At 68.4% G+C, this 16,459-nt stretch carries 15 protein-coding genes; 11 read left to right on the top strand and 4 right to left on the bottom strand.

All coding sequences use genetic code 11. From position 1 onward, the window contains the following. The first annotated feature begins 161 nt into the window (after positions 1-161). Complete coding sequence (locus tag RWO33_RS09660; RefSeq protein WP_314104669.1) at positions 162-1,763, top strand: glucan biosynthesis protein D; 1,602 nt, start codon at positions 162-164, stop codon at positions 1,761-1,763. Positions 1,764-1,802: 39 nt separating this feature from the next. On the opposite strand, the gene RWO33_RS09655 is transcribed toward RWO33_RS09660, so the two are convergent. Together RWO33_RS09655 and RWO33_RS09650 are read right to left on the bottom strand one after the other, a co-directional pair. Beyond that, a complete protein-coding gene (locus RWO33_RS09655) occupies positions 1,803-2,423 on the bottom strand; it encodes a thymidine kinase (protein ID WP_145480589.1) in 621 nt (206 codons plus the stop codon). Positions 2,424-2,432: 9 nt separating this feature from the next. Beyond that, positions 2,433-3,089: a hypothetical protein gene (locus tag RWO33_RS09650; protein ID WP_314104666.1), complete on the bottom strand. Its 657-nt coding sequence runs from the start codon at positions 3,087-3,089 to the stop codon at positions 2,433-2,435. Positions 3,090-3,260: 171 nt separating this feature from the next. Between RWO33_RS09650 and RWO33_RS09645 the strand changes: the two genes are divergently transcribed. Continuing rightward, positions 3,261-5,237, top strand: coding sequence for a UvrD-helicase domain-containing protein (locus RWO33_RS09645; RefSeq protein WP_314104664.1), 1,977 nt, complete (start codon positions 3,261-3,263; stop codon positions 5,235-5,237). 12 nt (positions 5,238-5,249) lie between these two features. Beyond that, entirely contained in the window at positions 5,250-5,783 is a 534-nt protein-coding gene (locus RWO33_RS09640) for a GNAT family N-acetyltransferase (RefSeq protein ID WP_314104661.1), read from the top strand. Between the two features lie 49 nt (positions 5,784-5,832). Here RWO33_RS09640 and RWO33_RS09635 read toward each other — a convergent pair whose 3' ends face one another. Further along, the gene (locus RWO33_RS09635) at positions 5,833-6,492 is read right to left on the bottom strand and encodes a DUF480 domain-containing protein (protein ID WP_314104659.1); all 660 of its coding nucleotides are present in this window, start codon (positions 6,490-6,492) and stop codon (positions 5,833-5,835) included. Between the two features lie 110 nt (positions 6,493-6,602). Here RWO33_RS09635 and RWO33_RS09630 point away from each other — a divergent pair, with 110 nt between their 5' ends. The 5 genes from RWO33_RS09630 (at position 6,603) to plsB (ending at position 13,036) form a co-directional block, all read left to right on the top strand. After that, positions 6,603-7,526: a 5'-nucleotidase, lipoprotein e(P4) family gene (locus RWO33_RS09630; RefSeq protein WP_314104658.1), complete on the top strand. Its 924-nt coding sequence runs from the start codon at positions 6,603-6,605 to the stop codon at positions 7,524-7,526. Further along, entirely contained in the window at positions 7,523-8,242 is a 720-nt protein-coding gene (gene pyrF, locus RWO33_RS09625; protein WP_145480600.1) for an orotidine-5'-phosphate decarboxylase, read from the top strand. Before RWO33_RS09630 ends, pyrF begins: the two co-directional genes overlap by 4 nt. Positions 8,243-8,455: 213 nt before the next feature. Then, positions 8,456-9,274, top strand: coding sequence for a serine protease (locus tag RWO33_RS09620; RefSeq protein ID WP_314104655.1), 819 nt, complete (start codon positions 8,456-8,458; stop codon positions 9,272-9,274). A 115-nt stretch (positions 9,275-9,389) separates the two neighbouring features. Next, a complete protein-coding gene (locus RWO33_RS09615; RefSeq protein WP_314104654.1) occupies positions 9,390-10,373 on the top strand; it encodes a hypothetical protein in 984 nt (327 codons plus the stop codon). Continuing rightward, entirely contained in the window at positions 10,373-13,036 is a 2,664-nt protein-coding gene (plsB, locus tag RWO33_RS09610; protein ID WP_145480607.1) for a glycerol-3-phosphate 1-O-acyltransferase PlsB, read from the top strand. Before RWO33_RS09615 ends, plsB begins: the two co-directional genes overlap by 1 nt. Before the next feature lie 170 nt (positions 13,037-13,206). Here plsB and RWO33_RS09605 read toward each other — a convergent pair whose 3' ends face one another. Continuing rightward, positions 13,207-13,410, bottom strand: coding sequence for a DUF465 domain-containing protein (locus tag RWO33_RS09605; protein WP_145480609.1), 204 nt, complete (start codon positions 13,408-13,410; stop codon positions 13,207-13,209). 96 nt (positions 13,411-13,506) lie between these two features. On the opposite strand from RWO33_RS09605, the gene ttcA reads away from it, so the two are divergent. The 3 genes from ttcA (at position 13,507) to RWO33_RS09590 (ending at position 16,275) form a co-directional block, all read left to right on the top strand. Then, on the top strand, positions 13,507-14,406 hold the full coding sequence (ttcA, locus tag RWO33_RS09600) for a tRNA 2-thiocytidine(32) synthetase TtcA (protein ID WP_314104651.1): 900 nt from the start codon (positions 13,507-13,509) through the stop codon (positions 14,404-14,406). Between the two features lie 53 nt (positions 14,407-14,459). Beyond that, complete coding sequence (locus tag RWO33_RS09595) at positions 14,460-15,365, top strand: recombination-associated protein RdgC (RefSeq protein WP_145480613.1); 906 nt, start codon at positions 14,460-14,462, stop codon at positions 15,363-15,365. 127 nt (positions 15,366-15,492) lie between these two features. After that, entirely contained in the window at positions 15,493-16,275 is a 783-nt protein-coding gene (locus RWO33_RS09590; RefSeq protein WP_314104647.1) for a SprT family zinc-dependent metalloprotease, read from the top strand. Positions 16,276-16,459: the final 184 nt, after the last annotated feature.

The following is a 16,459-nucleotide window of genomic DNA, read 5'->3' as shown; positions in this document are numbered from 1 at the left end:
GCGGTTGCGTGGCCCGGCAGATCGAGCAGCTGCTGCAGGCCTGTACGCCGGGCGTGGCGCGCGGCGCCCGGCGTCCGGCTGAACGACCACCGCGCGCGACAGCGGCGAATTAACGTGGTCATGCCTATGATGGCCGGCCCTTTCCTGCCATCGCTGCCCGCATGCAACGACGCGACTTCCTCCGCAACGCCTCCCTGGCCCTGGCCGCCATCGGTTTCCCCGCGCTGCCGGCCTGCGCCGCGCAGGGCAGCCAGGTGGGCCTGCGCCGGCTCGGCCAGCCGCAGCCGTTCGACTTCGCCGTGCTGAAAGGCCAGGCGCGCGCGCTGTCCGAGGCCGCCTACAAGACCCACCGGCGCACCCTGCCGGGGCCGCTGGAGGCGCTGGACTGGGACCAGTACCAGTCGATCAGCTACCGCCAGGACCACGCGCTGTGGGCCGACCAGCCCGGCCGCTTCCAGGCCAAGTTCTTCCACCTCGGCCTGTACTTCCACTCGCCGGTGCGCATGTTCGACGTGGTCGATGGCATGGCACAGGAACTGGCCTACGACCCGGCGGCCTTCAACTACGGCAAGAGCGGCCTGAAGGACGGGCAGCTGCCGGCCGACCTGGGCTTTGCCGGCTTCCGCCTCAATACCCGCCAGGACACCGACCGCGACTTCGCCGCGTTCCTGGGCGCCAGCTATTTCCGCGCGGTGGGCAAGGAAGGCCAGTACGGCCAGTCCGCGCGCGGACTGGCGATCGATACCGGCATGGACCGCCCGGAAGAATTCCCGGATTTCATCGCCTACTTCCTGGAGCAGCCCGCCAAGGACTCCAATACGCTGGTGGTGTACGCGCTGCTGGATTCGCCCAGCGTCGCCGGCGCCTACCGCTTCGCCATCACCAACGGTGACGTTCTGCTGATGGACGTGGACGTGGCGCTGTACCCGCGCAAGGCCATCGAACGGCTCGGCATCGCGCCGTGCACCAGCATGTACCAGGTGGGCGAGAACGACCGCCGCATGGCCTGGGACTGGCGCCCGGAGATCCACGACACCGACGGCCTTTCGATGTGGACCGGTTCGGGCGAATGGATCTGGCGCCCGCTGTCCAACCCGCGCCAGCTGCGCTTCAACATGTTCGTGGACAGCAACCCGCGTGGGTTCGGCCTGCTGCAGCGCGACCGCAATTTCGACCATTACCAGGACGACGGCGTGTTCTACGAGAAGCGCCCGTGCCTGTGGGTGGAGCCGAAGGGCCAGTGGGGCAAGGGCTCGGTGCAGCTGGTGGAGATCCCCACCGTGGACGAGACCTTCGACAACATCGTGGCGTTCTGGAATCCGGAAGCGAAACCGCAGCCGGGCCAGGAAATGCTGCTGGGCTATCGCCTGTACTGGGGCGCCGAACCGCCGGCACGCCCACCGCTGGCCCAGGCCGTGGCCACCCGCACCGGCCTGGGCGGGGTGATCGGCAAGAAGCGCGAGTATTTCTCGTGGCGCTTCGCGGTGGATTTCGCCGGCGGCGAGCTGGCCGCGCTGATCGACAAGGGCGAGGTGGAGGCAGTGGTCCAGGCCAGCCGCGGCCGCACCGAGACCGTTTCGGCCCGCCCCCTGCGCGAGATCAAGGGTTACCGCGCCATGTTCGACCTGGTGCCGCCCGATAACGGCACCGATCAGATCGACATTCGCCTGTACCTGCGCAGCGGTGGCAAGACCCTGACCGAAACCTGGCTTTACCAGTACAGCCCGCCGCCGGCGGGGGCGCCGGAGCGGACGTTGTATTGAGAAGGTGTACCGACCAACGGTCGGTACCTACCGGCGCGTCTACAAGGGTAGACGCGCCTGGGCAGGGTCGATCCTGCCTTCGCCGCGGGTGATCTTCTTGAACTCGGCGCGGCTGACCGACACGTAGCGTTCGTTGCCGCCGATCTCCACCTGCGGGCCGTCCTGTACCGCGTGGCCGTGTTCGTCCACGCGCACGGTCATGGTCGCCTTCTTGCCGCTGTGGCAGATGGTCTTGATCTCCTGCATCTCGTCGGCCCAGGCCAGCAGGTACTGGCTGCCTTCGAACAGCTCGCCGCGGAAGTCGGTGCGCAGCCCATAGCAGAGCACTGGAATGCGCAGCTGGTCGACCACCTCGCTGAGCTGCCAGACCTGGCTGCGGCTGAGGAACTGCGCCTCGTCCACCAGCACGCAGCCCAGCGGCCCGTGCGCGGCCAGGTCGTCGCGGATCAGCCGTTCCAGGTCGGTGTCGCGGTCGAAGGCCACGCCGTCGGCCTTCAGCCCGATCCGCGACGCCACAACGCCACGCCCGGCGCGGTCGTCCAGGCGCGGGGTCAGGATCGCCACGCGCATGCCGCGCTCGCGGTAGTTGTGCGCCGACTGCAGCAGCGTGGTGGTCTTGCCGGCGTTCATCGCCGAATAGTAGAAATAGAGCTTGGCCATCGGGGGATTTTAGTCGATGGGCTTGGCAACGGAGGTCGCCGGGCCGACATCCACCGTGCCGGTAGCACCCCCGGCGCGGGCCAGCTCCTGGTTCTTCCATTGCCAGTACTGCGTCGGCTTCCAGTAGTCGCCCCGATAGAACTCATCCGCGTCCACGGTGCGCGCGCCGCGGTGGTCGCGGACGAACAGCTCCATCCGTGGCACCGATCCTGTCCGGCTTCCGGTCACGTTGCGCAACCCAGCGCGCAGCTCGCGCTCCAGTCGCGGCTGGGCAACCGGATCACCATACTGCGCATACAGCGCCCGTCCTTCACTGACCGCACGCAGCCGCTCATCCGGGTCCAGCGCAGCCCAGTACCGTTCGCGCTCGGCCAGCAGGAACGGCGTGCCCCGTTCAGCGGCCAGGTCCATCCACGCATAGCCGATGGCGCGGTCGGCCGGGCCACCCTTGCCGTTCCACCACATTTCGGCCAACGCGGCCTGCGACAGCTTGTCGGCAAAGCGCGCCGCCGCCTGGAAGTGGTCGCGCGCCTCTTCCAGGCGTCCCGCGAGCTGGGCGTCATGGCCCCGCTGGCGGTAGCGCATGTCCGGGTGGTTGGCCATGAAGGCGGGGCTGCTCAGCACCTCCCGGGCGCTCAGGTCTGCGGCCACTGGCTGGGCAGACACGGGCGAAACGGCGACGGCCGTCAGGACCCCCCACATCCATCGATAACCGGGATTTCCGTTCATGTTCCACCCTCCTGGACTGGTCATGTCCTCATACCGGCTGCTGCTACCGGCGTCAACCGGATCGACGGCCCGGAAGGCCCGCTACAATGGCGCATCCACGGAGCAGGCATGCACGGTCTCAACCCCCCCCAACGCGCGGCAGTGCTGCACTGCGAAGGTCCCCTGCTGGTACTGGCCGGTGCGGGCAGTGGCAAGACCCGCGTGATCGTGGAAAAGATCGCCCAGCTGATCAGCACCCGGCGATACCCGGCCAAGCGCATCGCGGCGATCACCTTCACCAACAAATCCGCCAAGGAAATGCGCGAGCGCGTGGCCAAGCGCCTGCACGGCGGCGACGCGGAAGACGTCACCATCTGCACGTTCCATGCGCTGGGCCTGAAGTTCCTGCAGATCGAACATGCTGCGGTGGGGCTTAAGCGCGGCTTCTCGATCTTCGACGCCGACGATGCCACCGCGCAGGTGAAAGACCTGATGTACGGGGCCAAGCCGGACGACATCGAGGACGTGAAGAACCTGATTTCGCGGGCCAAGAACGCCGGTCTTTCGCCCGAGCAGGCGATGGCGGCGGCACGCAGCAACCGCGAGAAGGAAGCGGCCAGCGTGTACGAGCGCTACCAGCTGCGCCTCACCGCCTTCAACGCGGTGGATTTCGACGACCTGATCCGGCTGCCGGTGCAGGTGCTGGAAGAAAACCCGGAGATCGCGCTGGCCTGGCGCGAGCGGATCGGCTACCTGCTGGTCGACGAATGCCAGGACACCAACGATGCGCAGTACCGGCTGCTCAAGCAGCTGGCCGGCACTGCCGGCAACTTCACCTGCGTGGGCGACGATGACCAGTCGATCTACGCCTGGCGCGGGGCCAACCCGGAAAACCTGCAGCAGATGGCGCGCGATTACCCGGCGCTGGAAATCATCAAGCTGGAACAGAACTACCGCTGCTCCAACCGCGTGCTGCGCGCGGCCAACGCCCTGATCGCCAACAATCCGCACGAACATCTCAAGAAGCTGTGGAGCGACCAGGCCGACGGCGAGCGCATCCGGGTGTGGGAGTGCCGCAACAGCGAACACGAGGCGGAGAAGGTCGCGGCCGAGATCTCCTACCTGGCCACCTCCAAACAGGTTCCGTGGAGCGATTTCTGCATCCTGTTCCGCGGCAACTTCCAGTCGCGGCCGCTGGAAAAGGCGCTCCAGCTGGTGCGCGCGCCGTACCACATCACCGGCGGCACCGCGTTCCTGGAGCGGCAGGAGGTCAAGGACACGCTGTCGTGGCTGCGCCTGCTGGTGAATCCCGACGACGACACCGCGTTCATGCGCGCGGTGCAGTCGCCCAAGCGAGAAGTGGGCGCCGGTACGCTGGCCAAGCTGGCCGAGCTGGCGTCGGACAAGGAGCTGCCGATGGCGCATGCCGCCGAAGCGATCGGCGCGCTGTCGCAGCTGCCGCCGCGCGCGGCCAACAGCCTCAGCCGCTTCACCGACATCCTGCGCGACCTGCGCGCGGAGATGCCCAAGCTGAGCTCGGGCGACCTGGTGCGCAAGCTGGTCAAGGACTCCGGCCTGGTGTCCGAACTGCGCAGCACCTGCAAGGAAGAATCGGTTTACCAGCGCCGCCTGGCCAACCTGGAAGAACTGGCGCAGTGGTTCGAAGGCGGTCCGCGCGGCGCGTCCACCGCCGACCTCGCCGCGCAGCTGGCGCTGTTGTCGCGCAACGACAAGGACGACGGCGGCAACCAGGTGCGGATGATGACCCTGCATGCGTCCAAGGGCCTGGAGTTCCCGTATGTGTTCATCGTCGGCTGCGAAGACGGCGTGCTGCCGCACCAGGTCAGCCTGGACGAAGGCAACCTGCAGGAAGAACGGCGCCTGCTGTACGTGGGCATCACCCGGGCCAAGGTGCAGTTGTGGATGAGCCACAGCAAGCTGACCCGCAAGTTCGGTGAGCACGTGCGGCTCAAGCCGAGCCGTTTCTTCGACGAGATTCCGGCCGAGGAAATGCAGCGCGATGGTGCCGACCCGGTGGCCGATGCGGCGCGCAAGAAGGAGCGCGCCAGCGCCGGCCTAGCCGCGATTGAAGCATTGTTCGACTAGCCGAGGCTTTCCATGTCCGCCGTGATCCAGACCGAACGCCTGCACCTGCGCCTGATCGATCCCGACCATGACGCGGCGGACATGCTGGCGCTGCTCAACGAGCCGGGCTTCATCCGGCATATCGCCGACCGGGGCGTGCGCACGCTGGCGCAGGCGCGCGATTACACCGCCGAGCGTGTCCTCGGCAGCTACACGCTCAATGGCTTCGGCATGTACGCGATCATCCGCCGCAGCGATGGTGCGTGGATGGGCAACGCCGGGTTGGTGCGCCGCGACGGGCTGCCGGCGCCGGACGTGGGCTATGCGCTGCTGGCACCCTATGAAGGCAACGGCTACGCGTTCGAAGCCGCGCGCGGGGTGATGCACTACGCGCGTGATGTACTGGGCTACCCCGACCTGTACGGCATCGTCGCCCCGGAGAACCTGCGCTCGGCCGCGCTGCTGCGCAAGCTGGGCATGGAGGATCGCGGCGACCTGCGCCTGCCGGCGCCGCGCGATGAAGAAGTGCTGCTCCTGTTCGCCACACCGGGGGCGCCGCAGGTTTGACGGTTGTCCACCAATCGCGTGGGACACGCATGGCGTGTCCCACGCAATCTCACCCGCCCAGTTGCCCGCGCAACTCGGCCAACTGTTCCTGCAGCGCGGCCACCGTGGTTTCCAGCTCCTGCACGCGTGCTTCGAGCCCCGCATTGCCACCACCGGCTGACGGCGTCGACCGGTACTGCTCCGCCAGCGCCTGCACGTCCACCGGTCCGGCCAGCAGGTGCATGTAACGGTCTTCGCGCTGCCCACCCGCACGCGGAACCTGCACCGCCAGTCCACGCTGGATCATCCGCTCCACGTGATGGCGCACTTCGTCCGCATCCTGGAACTGGAACAGGCGTTCGGCGCGGGTGAGCAGTTCGTTCACCGTCTGCGGGCCGCGCAGCAGCAGCAGGCCCAGGATCGCCAGCTGCTGACGGGTCAGGTCCAGCGCGCTGCCGGCGCGGTGCTCGTAGCGCTCGGCGCGTGAAGAGAACTGCTGCCGGGCCAATCCCAGCGTCTCCAGCTGGCGCAGCGCATGGTGGACATCGCCGGCCGACAACTGCAGCACCGGTTCGCGCGCGGTCTTCTGGTTGGCCGCCACCTGGGTGGCGTTCACGGTGAGCGGGTAGGCGTCCGGGGTGGTGGCTTCCTTCTCGATCAGGCAGCCCAGGGCGCGGGCCTGGGCCGCGTTCAGCACGGGCAGGGCGGGGGTCTGGGTGTCGTCGGTCATGGCAGGCTCCGGGGTGTTTCAGGGGCCAGCAGCATAGCCGAGCCCCGCCACCGGCATGAACGCAGCAGGCCAAGCCGGTAAACTGGCGCCACTCAGTTCTGGTGATTCCCATGCGTCGTACCGCCGTTTCCCTGTCCGTGCTTGCCTGTGCCGTGATGGCGCTGGGTGCGTGCAAGCGCACCGAAACCCCCGCTGAAGCTGCCGCGCCGGCCCCGGCAGCCGCTGCCACCGCGCCCGCCGGCCAGGCCGATGCCGCCGTGGCCGGCAACGACAACCTCAACGCGGTGCTGTGGATGCAGCGTTCGCAGGAATACCGGGCGATCACCGAGCAGACCTACCGCGCCGCCGCCGATCACCTGGACAAGGCGCTGAAGGAAGCCCACTGGGACGCGCTGGTGCCGGAAGAGCGCGGCAACCCGGCCAAGGGCCTGAAGCCGGCGGTGGTGCTGGACGTGGACGAAACCGTGCTGGACAACTCGCCGTACCAGGCGCGCCTGGTCCGCGACGGTGGCGAGTACGACGAAATGAGCTGGGACCAGTGGGTGGCCGAAAAGAAGGCCAAGGCCATCCCCGGCGTGGTCGATTTCGCCAAGGCGGCCAATGCCAAAGGCGTGACCCTGCTGTACATCTCCAACCGCGCCGTGCACCTCAAGGACGCCACCCTGGCCAACCTGCGTGCCGAAGGCCTGCCGGTGGCCGATGACAGCGTGTTCCTGGGGCTGGGCACGGTGGTCAAGGACTGCGAGCAGGCCGGCAGCGAAAAGAACTGCCGCCGCCGCCTGGCGGGCCAGCAGTACCGCGTGCTGATGCAGTTCGGCGACCAGCTCGGCGACTTCGTCGAAGTCACCGCCAACACCAACGACGCGCGCGACGCCCTGCAGCAGCAGTACCACGACTGGTTCGGCGAGCGCTGGTGGATGCTGCCCAACCCGACCTACGGCGGCTTCGAACCGGCGCAGTTCAACAACGACTATTCGCAGTCGCGCCAGGCTCGCCACGAAGCCAAGCGCGCCGCCCTGGACGTCGCCCCGTGAGCCGCGCCCCGCTGCCGCTGCGCGACGACGAGCGCCTGATCTTCGCCCTCGATGTGCCCGACCGCGACCAGGCGCTGGCCTGGGTCGACCGGTTGGGCGATGCGGTGTCGTTCTACAAGATCGGCATGGAACTGCTGGCCTCGGGCGAGTACTTCCAGGTGCTCGACGCGCTCGCCGCACGCGACAAGCGCGTGTTCGTCGACCTGAAGTTCTTCGACATCCCGGCCACCGCCGCGGCGGTGATCAAGCGCCTGTCGCAGTGGCCGGTGAGCTACGCCACCATCCACGGTTGGCACCCCGCGATGATGGAGGCCTGCGCCGCCGCCAACGGCAGCGACATGCGCCTGCTGGCGGTGACCGTGCTGACCTCGATGGGCCGTGACGACCTGCGCGGCATGGGCATCGACCGTGAACCGGTGGAGGTGGTGGTCGAGCGCGCGCTGGCCGCCCAGGCCGCGGGCATCGACGGGGTGATCGCCTCGGGCCAGGAAGCCGGCCCGATCCGCGCCGCCACCGGCACCGGCTTCTCCATCGTGTGCCCGGGCATCCGCCCCGGCGGCCCGGTCGGCGACGACCAGAAGCGCACCGTGGGCGTGGCCCAGGCGTTCGCCGACGGCGCCGATGCGATCGTGGTCGGCCGCCCGATCCGGCTCGCCGGCGACCCGCGTTCCGCCGCCCTGGCCATCCAGGACGAGATCCGCAGCGCGCGGCGCTGACCTGCGCGTCCTGCGCGCGCCGGGATGGAACGCCATCCCGGTTCAGTAGTGCGCTGGTTTGCAGAAAAGGATCCATCAATCGCCGGCGCGTGTGCGCTGCCGCGGAAACGGGACCGACCACGCAGTCCTGCCCGCTCCTTTGCCGTCGAATCGAACTGGCACGCGCCCTGGCGTCGTGCCTGTCGTTTCCATTTTCCGCAAAGGAGTTGCTGCATGCGTACCTGTTACCGGCCGGCCTGGATGTTCGGCCTGATGTTCTCCGCTGTTTCCCTTCCCGCGCTCGCCGCACCCGTGCCGGAGGCCACCCCGCGCATCATCGGCGGCACCGACGCCGAACCTGGCCAATACCCGTTCATGGCCAGCCTGCAGTCGCTGCAGCGCGGCGACAACGACCGCGAGCGCCATCGCTGCGGGGCCACCCTGATCTCGCCCTCCTGGGTGCTGACCGCCGCGCACTGCGTGGACGGCCTGCTGCCGCCGCAGCTGGCGGTGCTGGTCGGGGAGCACACCCTGAAGACCACGCCGCGCCGCCGCGTGTCCAACATCAAGGCGATCCATGTCCACCCGGCGTTCGACGCCCGTGACCTGCTCAACGACGTGGCGCTGGTCCAGCTCAAACGGCCGGTCAAGGGCGTGGAACCGGCTGAACCGATGCTCGGGCGGGACAGCGCCTACCTGCGCCCGGGGCGCGACTTCACCGTGATCGGCTGGGGCGTGACCGAGTTCCCCGGCGACGCCCGGCCCACCGTGCTGCAGACCGTGCAGACCCCGTTCGTCCCCTTCAATGCCTGTCGCGAGGCCTACCCCGACCTGCAGGCAGGCACGGTGATCTGTGCCGGCGCCGAGGGCATCGACAGCTGCCAGGGCGACTCCGGTGGACCATTGCTGGTGCAGCGCAAGGGTCGCTGGACGGTCATGGGCACGGTGAGCTGGGGTGAAGGCTGTGCGCTGCCGGGCCTGCCGGGGGTCTACGCGAGGTTGTCGCACGGCTATGTGCGCGATTTCCTCCAGGCCACCTGGATGCGTGACTGAACCTTAATGGAAACAATAGGTTGTAGACACCCTGCCTGCCCGGGCGGGCAGGGTGGCTTGCCGCTGCGGGGGCGCAGGCCGCAAGATGCGGACCGGTCCGGGGAAGTCCGAATTCATGTCCATGCCATTGATGACAGGGCGCTACCGACCCTGGGTGATGTCACTGTCGCTGTGTGGCCTGCTGGCGCTGGGGGCGTGCAAGCGCGATGCGATCGATCCGGACGCGCCGGCGGCCGAACCGGTCGCGGCGCTGCAGCAGATCGCCCGCCACGTCGCCGACAACGACCTGATCGGCTATGCCCGCGCATCGGTGCCGCCGGCCCAGTACACCCGCTTGCAGGCCGCCTGGGCCAACGGCCACAGCCGCTGGCCGCTGACCGACCTGCCGCTGGACGGACAACTGCTGCCGATGCTGGCCGCGCTGTCCGCGCCGGACGCAGCGCAGCGCCTGCAGCGCTCGTTCGACGCGCAGATTGCCGGGCAGGCCACCGGGGTGCGCCAGGCCGCCCACTCTATGGGGCTGTTCGGCGTGCAGTACCTGCGCAACCAGACCGACTACAGCGACACCGAACGCGCCCACTACAGCCAGGTGGTGGACGCGCTGAGCCGCTGGGCCGCCGCCGCGCCGCTGACCGACAAGCAGCGCGCCCGGACCACGATCACCCTGCTGACCGCCACCGCACGCACCGCCGGGCTGTCCACCGACGCCCAGCTGCAGGCGGCCGGCATGGAAGGCAGCCTGCGCCGGCTGGCGCCGTTCGCCAAGGCCTTCAAGACCGCCTTGGCCAGCTACGGGCTGTCGCTCGACGAGGCCATGACCGGGCTCCGTGGCGAAGTGGTGTCGCAGCAGGGCGACACCGCCGTGCTGCGGATCCAGTACCCGTTGGCCGGCGAACAGATCGAAGCCCAGGTGCGCATGACCCGCCGCGACGGCCACTGGTATCTGTCGCGCACCCTGGAAGAGACCGACGCGCTGCTGGCTGCGGCCGACGCAGCCGCCGCCGAGGCCGCGAAAGCTGAACAAGACGCGCGGAATGCTGCCGAAGCAGAGGGCGACGCGGACGTCAAGGACGGTGCTTCCGCACCGGCTAAGCCATAATGAAGCCGATGCCGAACCAGAATCCCCTGCCTTTTCCCGGCGAAGAGCCGCCCAGGACGCCGGACGCCCCGTCCGCGTCGCCCGACGCCGTGAGCGCGTCGGTGGACCCTGCCGATCCCGCCGCGATCGTGCCCAGCCCGGTCGCCGCGGTCGCCCGCACCCCGTCCGGCCGCCGCCCCTGGTGGGCGCGCCTGCTCGGCCGGCTGGTCGAACCGTGGCTGGCGCTGAAGATCGAACCCGAACACCCCGGCCAGTACGATGACGGCCGCCCGGTGGTGTACGTGCTGGAAGACTACGGCCTCTCCAACGCGCTGATCCTGGACAAGGCCTGCCGCGAGGCCGGCCTGCCGTCACCGCTGGTGCCCATCGCCGGCGACCCGACCGGGCGCAGGCGCGCCTACCTGGCGCTGTCGCGGCGGAGCAGCAGCAACTCGCTGATCCCCGAACAGCGGGGCGCCAAGACCCACTCCGATTCCCTGGCCAAGGTGCTGCAGGCCCACCGCGCCCGCGGCGAGCTGGACGTGAACCTGGTCCCGGTGTCGATCTTCGTCGGCCGTGCGCCGGACAAGCAGAGCGGCTGGTTCGCAGTGCTGTTCTCGGAAAACTGGGCGCTGGTGGGCCGCTTCCGCCGCCTGCTGGCGGTGCTGCTCAACGGCCGCAGCACCATCGTGCGCTTCGCGCCGCCGATCTCGCTGCGCGCCACCGTGGACGAGGGGCTGGACCCCGAACGCACGGTGCGCAAGCTCCAGCGCGTCCTGCGCACCCACTTCCGCCGCATCCGCGAATCGGTGATCGGGCCCGACCTGTCCACCCGCCGCCTGCTGGTGGACAAGGTGCTGGAAGCGGACACGGTGCGCGAGGCCATCGCGTCGCAGGCCAAGCGGGACAACTCCAAGCCGGCCGATGCCTGGAAGAAGGCCCACGCCTACGCCTGGGAAATCGCCGCCGACTATTCCAGCCCGGTGGTGCGTTCGGCCAGCTTCATGCTCAGCCATGTCTGGAACCGGATCTACGCCGGCGTGCTGGTGCACCATCTGGACAAGTTCAAGGCCGCCGCACCGGGCCATGAAGTGGTCTACGTGCCCAGCCACCGCAGCCACATGGACTACCTGCTGCTGTCCTACCTGCTGTACGACCGTGGCATCGTGCCGCCGCACATCGTGGCCGGCATCAACCTGAACCTGCCGGTGGTGGGCACGCTGCTGCGCAAGGGCGGCGCGTTCTTCATCCGCCGCTCGATCCGCGGCAATGCGCTGTACTCGGCGGTGCTGAGCGAATACGTGGCGCAGCTGGTGGCCGGTGGCTACTCGATCGAGTACTTCGTCGAAGGCGGGCGCTCGCGCACCGGGCGCCTGCTGCAGCCCAAGGGCGGCATGATCTCGATGACGCTGCGTGCGTTCCTGCGCCAGCCGCGCAAGCCGGTGCTGTTCCAGCCGGTGTACATCGGCTACGAAAAGCTGATGGAAGGCGGCAGCTACCTGGACGAACTGTCCGGGCGGCCGAAGGAGAAGGAATCGATCTGGCAGCTGCTGTGGTCCATTCCCAAGGTGCTCAAGCAGAACTATGGGCAGGTGGTGGTGAACTTCGGCGAGCCGATCGCACTCAACGACGTGCTGGCCCGCCAGGCACCGGAGTGGGACGGCGCGCCGGTCGGCGAAGACGAGAAGCCAGCGTGGCTGTCGGGCACGGTGGACCACCTGGCCGAACGCATCCAGGTGCACATCAACGGCGCGGCCGACGTGAACCCGATCAACCTGCTGGCGCTGGCGCTGCTGTCCACGCCCAAGCATGCGATGGGCGAAGCCGATCTGATCGCGCAGATCGAACTGTGCAAGACCCTGCTGGCCGAAATGCCGTACTCGGACCGGGTCACCGTGACCCCGCATTCGCCGGAGCGGATCATCGCGCACGCCGAGGAAATCAACGTCCTGACCCGGGTCAAGCACCCGCTGGGCGATGTGCTCAGCGTGAGCGGCGACACCGCGGTGCTGCTGAGCTACTTCCGCAACAACGTCATCCACCTGTTCACCGCCTCGTCGTGGGTGGCGTGCTGCTTCCAGAACAACCGCCGCATGAGCCGCACCGGGCTGGTGCAGCTGGGTCGGACCGTCTACCCGTTCCTGCAGGCCGAGCTGTTCCTGCCGTGGACCGAGGACCAGTTCGCCCAGCGCATCGAGCAGACCATCGCGGTATTCGTGCGCGAAGGCCTGCTGCAGAACGTGAACGACGACGATGGCGGCATCCTGGCGCGCAACACCGGGCAGACCGACGAAGTGTTCCGCCTGCGTGCCATCGGCCATTCGCTGCAGCAGGCATTCGAGCGCTATTACATCGCCATTTCGGTGCTGGTGAAGAACGGCCCCGGCACGCTGGGCGCGGCCGAGCTGGAAAGCCTGTGCCAGCAGGCCGCGCAGCGCCTGAGCCTGTTGTATGCACCGGCCGCGCCGGAGTTCTTCGACCGCACCCTGTTCCGTGGCTTCATCCAGAAGATGCGCGAGCTGCGCCTGGTGTGGCCGGACGAAAACAGCAAGCTGATGTTCGACGAGCGCCTTGATGGCTGGGCCAAGGATGCGAAGTTCATCCTCGGTCGCGAGCTGCGCCACACCATCGAGCGGGTGAGCCCGGAAGCGGCAAAACCCGAGGAACCTGTTACCCAGGATTGAAGGAGGTGGCGACCGTTACCGGTCGCCACCTGCCGCGTGGACACGCATGGCGTGTCCCTACGCAGGGCGTTGGTCGCCGTCCCTGCACGGACATGCGTGGCGCATCCGCACGGGCCGACAGCGGCGTAGCGACACGCCATGCGTGTCCGCGTGAACGCCTGGTTGCCTGTTTACGCCGGCTCGTCCGGGATCAGCATGTCTTCCAGCTTGGCGATGCAGTCCTTCAACTGCAGCTTGCGCCGCTTCAGGCGCTTGGCTTCGAACTCGTCATGGCCATTGGCGGCCATGCGCTCGATGGTGACGTCCAGCTCGCGGTGCTCCTGCCGGAGCACGACAAGTCGCTGGGTGATCTGCTCGGGCGTATAGGTATCCACAGAGACGGAGCATACACACCCGGCACCGCGACCGGGAGTGAACGCAGTCACGTCCAGGCACCGATGGCCGTGGCCGCGAGCCGGTAGAATGCAGGGATGTCCGTCGTCCTGCCGCTGCCCGATCCCGCCCCCCGCGCGCCGCGCGCGGACGCGGCCGCGCTGGACAGGCTGGCGCGGCGGCTGCGCCGACAGGTAGGCCAGGCGATCGCCGACTTCGGCATGATCGAGGACGGCGACCGCATCATGGTCTGCCTGTCCGGCGGCAAGGACAGCTACACCCTGCTGGACGTGCTGCTGCAGCTGCAGAAGAAGGCGCCGGTGGCATTCGAACTGGTGGCGGTGAACCTGGACCAGAAGCAACCCGGCTTCCCCGCGCAGGTGTTGCCCGACTACCTGGCCTCGATCGGCGTGGCGTACCAGATCATCGAACAGGACACCTATTCGGTGGTCAGCCGCGTGATCCCGGAAGGGCGCACGATGTGTTCGCTGTGCTCGCGCCTGCGCCGTGGCGCGCTGTACCGGCACGCGGCCGAAAACGGCTTCAGCAAGATCGCGCTCGGCCACCACCGTGACGACAGCGTGGCCACCTTCTTCCTCAACCTGTTCCACCACGCCAAGCTGTCGGCGATGCCACCGAAACTGCGCAGCGACGACGGCCGGCACGTGGTGATCCGCCCGCTGGCCTACGTCAGCGAGAGCGACATCCAGGCCTACGCCGACGCGCGCGCGTTTCCGATCATCCCGTGCACGCTGTGTGGCAGCCAGGACACCCTGCAGCGCCGCCAGGTGGCGCAGATGCTTCAGCAGTGGGAGCAGCAGCACCCTGGGCGCATCGACCAGATCGCGCGCGCGCTGGGCAACATCCACCCTTCGCAGCTGGCCGACCCGGCCCTGTTCGATTTCATGGCGTTGGGCCGCACCCCGGCCGCGCCCAGCGCCGCGTCGGCGTGGACCGACGCGGCTTCCGACCCTGGCGAGGCCCGCGCCCTGGCCTGAGCGCCACGCGGCTGTCGTCGCCACTTCCCTTCACGACTTCATTCCGGATCTCCATGTTCTTTCGCAACCTGACGCTGTTCCGCTTCCCTGCCGCCACCGATTTTTCCGAGGTCGACACCCTGCTGCCGCAGGTCCTGCTCAAGCCGGTGGGACCGCTTGAAATGTCGTCGCGCGGTTTCATTTCCCCGTTCGGCCGGGAAGAAAAGGCCGTGTTCTCGCACCGCGTCGGCGACGCGCTGTGGCTGACCGTGGGCGGTGAGGACAAGATCCTGCCCGGTGCGGTGGTCAACGACCTGCTGGCGCGCAAACTGGAGGAAATCGAGGAAAAGGAAGGGCGCAAGCCGGGTGGCCGCGAGCGCAAGCGCATGAAGGATGACCTGCTGCACGAACTGATGCCGCGCGCCTTCGTGAAGAGCTCGCGTACCGACGCCCTGGTCGACCTGACCCACGGCTTCGTGGCGGTGGACTGCTCGAGCAGCAAGAAGGGCGAGAACATGATGTCCGACATCCGCGGGCTGCTCGGCAGTTTCCCGGCCATGCCGCTGAACGCCGAAGTGGCGCCGCGCTCGATCCTGACCGGGTGGATTGCCGGCGAGCCGCTGCCGACCGGGCTGAGCCTGGGCGAAGAGTGCGAAATGAAGGACCCGGCCGAGGGCGGGGCGGTGGTCAAGTGCCAGCACCAGGAACTGCGCTGCGACGAGATCGACAAGCACCTGGACGCCGGCAAGCAGGTCACCAAGCTGGCCCTGGTGTTCGAGGACAACCTGTCGTTCGTGCTCGGCGACGACCTGATCGTGCGCAAGCTGAAGTTCCTCGACGGTGCCCTGGACCAGCTCGAGCACGCCGACGAAGACGGCCGCCGCGCTGAGCTGGACGCCCGCTTCGCCCTGCAGAGCGGCGAGGTGCGCCGCCTGTTCCTGCTGCTGGAAGAAGCCTTCAAGCTCAGCAAGGCGGATTGACCATCCCCCACGCCGTAGAGCGGGGCTCTGCCCCGCTGCACGTCATCCGGTCAGCGGGGCAGAGCCCCGCTCTACGCAGATGGGTCCCCAGTCATCTGCCCGCCAGCACGAGCGCTATGCTGTACCCATGCCCGGATTCCTCCGCCGCCTGATCTCCCCGGCTGCCGCCCCGACCCTGCAGCGCGATACCGTGCGCCTGCGCCTGGAGGACGACGCGGAGATCGACGTGCTGCGCGTGCGCGACCCGCGCGCGCGCCGGATCAAGCTCAGCGTGGACGAACGCGGCGTGCGCCTGACCGTGCCGCCGCGCGCCAGCCTGGCGATGGGCGAACGGTTCCTGCAGCAGCACCGCGACTGGTTGTCCACCCAGCTGCGCAACTACCAGGCACAGAACCTGCCGCCGCCGCTGGTGATCGGGGAATCGGGACTGCTGCCCCTGCGTGGCGAGCTGTTGCCGCTGCGCTGGGAAACCGGGCGCTATGCGCGCCTGCTGCTCGACGACGACGGGGCCTGCATGCACCTGCCCGCACGGGGCACCGAAGCCACGGTGAAGCGCACCCTGCGCGACTTCTACGAAGCGCAGACCCGCGCCGACGTGGGCCAGTGGCTGCCGCGTTACCTGCCCAGCCTGCCACGCGCGCCGGCGCGGTTGCGGCTGAAGGTGATGTCCTCGCAGTGGGGTTCGCTGGCGCCGGACGGCAGCATGGCACTGGACCTTGCGTTGGTGCTGGGGCGGCCGTCGGCGTTCGAATACGTGCTGGTGCACGAGCTCTGCCACCTGATCCAGGCCAATCACTCGCCGGCGTTCTGGGCCGAAGTGGAGCAGCGCTTCCCGGCCTGGCGTGCCGAGCGGGACTACTTCCAGCTGGAAGGGCGCCGGCTCAAGGCGATGCTGCGGCAGCTGCTGTAAGCCTGCTTCGGTGGGGTCTGCCACGCAGGGCGTGGCACTACGCGCACCCGGTCGTAGAGCCACGCCCTGCGTGGCTGCTTTCCACGCGCATCCGGTTGTATAGCCACGCCCTGCGTGGCTGCTTTCGACCTTGTTGCATGGGATCACTGCCTGACACGCGGGAATCTGGCGGCGTCTGCCGCCA

Source organism: uncultured Stenotrophomonas sp. (genome assembly GCF_963519925.1).
Classification (GTDB): Bacteria; Pseudomonadota; Gammaproteobacteria; order Xanthomonadales; family Xanthomonadaceae; genus Stenotrophomonas; species Stenotrophomonas maltophilia_AE.
The sequence above is the reverse complement of the archived record's forward strand: the minus strand, read 5'-3'. Positions and strand labels throughout refer to the sequence as shown.